Annotated in this window: 4 protein-coding genes; 3 read left to right on the top strand and 1 reads right to left on the bottom strand. The window is 71.5% G+C overall.

The genetic code is table 11. The annotated features are described in order from the left end of the window. The first annotated feature begins 103 nt into the window (after positions 1-103). Positions 104-1729, top strand: a complete 1626-nt coding sequence (locus G5C60_RS49605) for a sensor histidine kinase (protein ID WP_165270723.1) — start codon at positions 104-106, stop codon at positions 1727-1729. After that, on the top strand, positions 1726-2385 hold the full coding sequence (locus G5C60_RS49600; RefSeq protein WP_165270725.1) for a response regulator: 660 nt from the start codon (positions 1726-1728) through the stop codon (positions 2383-2385). The genes G5C60_RS49605 and G5C60_RS49600 overlap by 4 nt, the downstream gene beginning before the upstream one ends. A gap of 21 nt (positions 2386-2406) precedes the next feature. Here the strand turns inward: G5C60_RS49600 and G5C60_RS49595 are convergent, their stop codons facing one another. Next, entirely contained in the window at positions 2407-3048 is a 642-nt protein-coding gene (locus G5C60_RS49595) for a phosphatase PAP2 family protein (RefSeq protein WP_165270721.1), read from the bottom strand. Positions 3049-3359: 311 nt separating this feature from the next. Between G5C60_RS49595 and G5C60_RS49590 the strand changes: the two genes are divergently transcribed. Next, positions 3360-4202, top strand: coding sequence for a hypothetical protein (locus tag G5C60_RS49590; RefSeq protein ID WP_165270719.1), 843 nt, complete (start codon positions 3360-3362; stop codon positions 4200-4202). The last annotated feature ends 200 nt before the right edge of the window (positions 4203-4402 follow it).

Here is a 4402-nt window from a genome sequence, read left to right as displayed (position 1 = left end):
GGGGCGGGCTTGGGGAAGAAAAACCCTCCCCCAACCCCCCGGCGCCGAACCCCTGACGATCGACAGAGGCGCCGCCCCATCCCCCGCTTGTAGCGTCGGGAAGATGGAACGCCGTAGGAGGAGGTTCGCGGACGCCCTGCTATGGGCGGCACTGGCGGTGCCGGTGATCACAGTCGACCGCATCGGCCTGAACGAACCCCGCAGCACGGCGCAGCAACTCGCGGGCCTCACCGCACTGGCCGCAGCAGTCGTGGTGTGGCGCAAAAGCCCCCTGACGGCCTTCGCGACAACGGCAGCGCTCAGCCTGGCCTCGGAACCCGCACTGCTCACCCTCTCCTACGGCCCCGCCCTGGCCGTCTTCGCCCTGCTGCTCGGACTGCACGCACCGCAGACGCGCCCCGCGCTGACGACATTCGGCGCGGTCGGCCTCGCCGGCACGCTCCAGATCGCGGTACGCGGAGTCGACCCGTCAGCCCAGTGGCTCCTGCTCGTCGGCACGTTGCTGTTCGGCGTCGTGTTCCCCTGGCTCGGCGGCCGGTACTGGCGCCAGCACCGGGAACTGGCCGCGGCGGGTTGGGCCCGGGCCGCCCAGCTGGAGCGGGAACAACGGATCGCCGAGGACCGCGCGCGGCTGCGCGAACGGGCCCGTATCGCCCAGGACATGCACGACTCCCTCGGCCACGAACTGAGCCTGATCGCCCTGCGCGTCGGCGCCCTCCAACTCGCCCCGGACCTCGCGGAGCACCACCGCAAGGCCGCGGCCGACCTCCGCGCGGCCGCCTCCGACGCCACGGAACGCCTCCACCGCATCATCGGCCTCCTGAGGGAGGAGGACGACGAACCCGTCCCGTTGACCCCGGCGGGCGAAACCGTCGAGGAACTGGTGTCCCGGGCGGCGGAGTCGGGCCTGCCGGTGCGCTGGGAGACGACGGGGCCGGCCGATACGTACTCGCTCTCCGGTACGTACTCGCTCGCCGGGCGGATCGTTCACCGGGTGGTACGTGAGGCCCTGACCAACGCCGCCCGGCACGCGCCCGGCGCGCCCGTCACCGTCGCGGTGCGGCGCGAGGCCGATGCCGGTTGTACGGCGGTGAGCGTGGTCAACGGGCCGTCCACGGAGGCGGGTTCGTCGTCTTCCGGGGGCTCGGGGTTGCTGGGTCTGCGGATGGCGGTCGAGGGTGTCGGCGGTCGGTTCGAGGCGGGGGCGTACGAGGACGGGTTCCGGGTCACGGCGTACGTACCCGTCGTGCCCACCGCACCCGTTGCACCGGTCGAGGAAGCCGCCGCGCATCCGCCGGTGAGCCTGCGCGCGAACGCTCCCGACGCTCCCTTCGCGCACGCCCGTCGCCGCGTGGTCCTGGCGTTCTCGGGTGCGGTCGCCGTAGGAGCCGTCTTCCTCTGCGGAGCCTTCGGCTGGTACGCGTACACGAAGACGCACGCGGTCCTGAGACCCGGCGACTACGCGGAGCTGCGCCTCGGCACCCCGCTCGAAGAAGCCGAACGGGTGCTGCCCGACCGCACGGTGAGTGACCCTCCGGTGGAGCGCGCCCCGGCCACGCCCAAGGGGGCCGACTGCCGCTACTACCGCGCGAGCGGTGAACTCTTCGTCTCCGTCGAGCACTTCAGGCTGTGCTTCGACGACGAGGGGCGGCTGGTCGACAAGGACGTGATCCCCAAAGCCGGTACGGCCGAACAAGTGCGTGAGGAGGAGCGGGAGTGGGTGCGGTGATCCGCGTACTGCTGGCCGATGACGAGGCGATGGTCCGCGCCGGCGTGAAGGCCATCCTTGACGCCGGAGGCGGCGGGGAAATCGAGGTCGTCGCGGAGGCCGCCGACGGACGCGAAGCCGTCGCGCTCGCGCAGGCGCACCGGCCGGACGTGGCGCTGCTCGACATCCGGATGCCGCACCTGGACGGGCTCGCGGCCGCCGAGGAGATCGTACGGACGGTGCCGGGAACGGCGGTCGCGATCCTGACGACCTTCTCGGAGGACGCGTACGTGGCCCGGGCGCTGGGCGGCGGTGCCACCGGCTTTCTGCTGAAGTCCGGTGATCCGCACGAACTCGTCGCGGGAGTGCGGGCGGTCGCGGACGGGGCCGCGTTCCTCTCGCCGAAGGTGGCCCGGCACGTGATCGACGGTTTCGGGGCCGGCCGGCGGCTGAGCCGCGAGGCCGCGGCCCGTGACCGTGTCGCGCCGCTCACCCCGCGCGAACGCGAAGTCCTCGGACTGCTCGGAGCCGGCCTGTCCAATCCCGAGATCGCCGCTCGCCTGCACCTCGTGGAGGGAACCGTGAAGGCGTACGTGAGCGCGGTTCTCGACCGGTTGGGAGTCAGGAACCGCGTCCAGGCGGCGATCGTGGCGTACGAGGCGGGGTTGGTGGAGTAAGCGGTTATTGCGTGTGGTGGGTCAGCCGCGGTGCGCCGGGTGCCGCCCGTCCTCGTACGGGACAGGGATGGGACCGGTGCCCGCGAACCACCGCACCGGACCCGTCGCCGATCCCCGCATCGCCTCCGCCACCCGTGTCGCCGGACGTGTCGTGAGGCGTACGAAAGCGAGCGTGACGATCGTGCCGAGGGCGAGGCCCGCGACCGTGTCATGCGGGTAGTGCACGCCGACGAACACGCGCGAGAAGGCCATCAGCAGGGCCATCGGGGCCGTCAGCCACAGGATGCCCCGCCAGGTCAGCGCGAGCGCCACCGTCGCGGCGCCCGCGATCGTCGCGTGGTTGCTGGGGAAGGACCAGTCGCCGTGCGGCGGGCAGTCGACGAGCGGGGCGGTCGCGCCGGCCACGGCCCGGCACGGGCGTTCCTCGTCCACGGCGGACTTGAGCAGCTCGCTGCACACGTACGCCACAGCCGTGGCCACAGGTGCAAGCACCGCGATCGCGAACGCCCCTGCCTCCCCCCGGCGTCGGCGCCACCAGGCGGCAACGAAGAGCACGCCGTAGAGCAGCAGCCCGGCCTCCGTCCATATCTCGGCAAGGCGGTGTACCCATGTCGGCGTGTCGTGGGCGACGTCGGTGATGTCCAGGTAGAGCTCGGAGTCCATGGTCACGGACGGTAATCGGGAACGGACAGTCGTCACATCCCGCGACCGTCAGGTCCGGGACCTGACGAAAGACAGGGTTGGAGCCGCAGGCTTTCAGGGGCGCGGGAAGGCGCAGGCTTTTTAGGGGCGCGGGGAACTGCGCGACAAGCCACGACGAACCCGCACTCGCCCCACGAACCGAACTCACCACCCCCGTAGGCGCCCCGCTGAACCGCCGGAGGCCCCCGTCCGGGATGATGATCCGGAAAAGTTGAGGCTCAGGGCGGCGGGTGGGGCCAGCGAAGTGGCGGATCTCTCGTACAGTTTGCGCCGTGGGATCTCTGCGCAATCCTGTCGGGCCGCTTCCCTCCTCCATCTACTGGCGTCGGAGGGCCGTTCTGCTGTCCTTGGTAGCGCTGCTGGCGCTGCTGATCACCTGGATCGTCACCTCCGGTGACGGAGGCGGCAACAACGACGCGGACGGGACCAACGGCAAGAACCCCGCGCCCTCGATCACGCCGGGCCCCACCAGCTCGGGTCCCGCGATCAGTGAAGCCCCGGGCGGCCGTGACGAGTCGGGCGACGAGAACGGTGGGAGCGGCGCAAGCGGGGGGAGCAACGGGTCCGGGGATTCCGGCGGCGGATCCGAGGGCTCCGGTGGGGCGGACGGTTCCTCCGCGGGCGCGGGTGGTGCCGGTGGCGCGGGCGGTGGTTCGGCCGGTATCGGGGGCGGCGGTGTCTCCGGGGACACGGTTCCCGCCGGGTCCAGCCTGCCCGACTGCACTCCTGGAGCGGTCAAGTTGACGCTGCGCAGCGTCAAGAACGCGTACGCGCCCGATGACAAGCCCGAGCTGGAGCTGATCGTCACGAACTCCTCCGCCACCGACTGCAAGCTCGATCTCGGCCCGAAGGAAGCGGTACTGACGATCACTCAGGCGGGCGGCGACGACGAGATGTGGTCCTCTGCCGACTGCCCGACGGGTGCCGCCAGCGTCCTGTACCGCATCCCGGCCAACGACCGAGTCACCCGCACCCTGGAGTGGGACCGCAAGGCGAGCGCCCCGAAGTGCGCGACGCCTCCGGCGAGGTCGGCGACGGCGGGCACGTACTTGGTGGAGGCCACAGCGCCGGGCCTGACAAAGGCCCGAACGTCGTTCGTACTGGAGAAGGACTAGGGCGAGCGCCTCCTAGGGGCGCGGGGAGGGCGCAGGCTTTTTACGGGCGCGGGAGGGCGCAGGCTCTTTACGCGCGCGGGGAGGCGCAGGCTTTTTTTGGGGGGCGCGAGGCGCAGGCTTTTTAGGGGCGCGGGGAACTGCGCGACAAGCCACAACGAACCCGCAGCCGCCCAAGAACCGAACCCCCCACGCCCCATAGG

Source organism: Streptomyces scabichelini, assembly GCF_011045015.1.
Taxonomy (GTDB): Bacteria; Actinomycetota; Actinomycetes; order Streptomycetales; family Streptomycetaceae; genus Streptomyces; species Streptomyces scabichelini.
Note: the sequence above shows the minus strand (reverse complement) of the source record. Positions and strands in the feature narration are given on the sequence as shown.

Bases quoted from the DNA above. Each gene is read 5' to 3' on its own strand.
- G5C60_RS49605 (WP_165270723.1), top strand. From the start codon at position 104: ATGGAACGCCGTAGGAGGAGGTTCGCGGACGCCCTGCTATGGGCGGCA.
- G5C60_RS49595 (WP_165270721.1), bottom strand. From the start codon at position 3,048: ATGGACTCCGAGCTCTACCTGGACATCACCGACGTCGCCCACGACACG.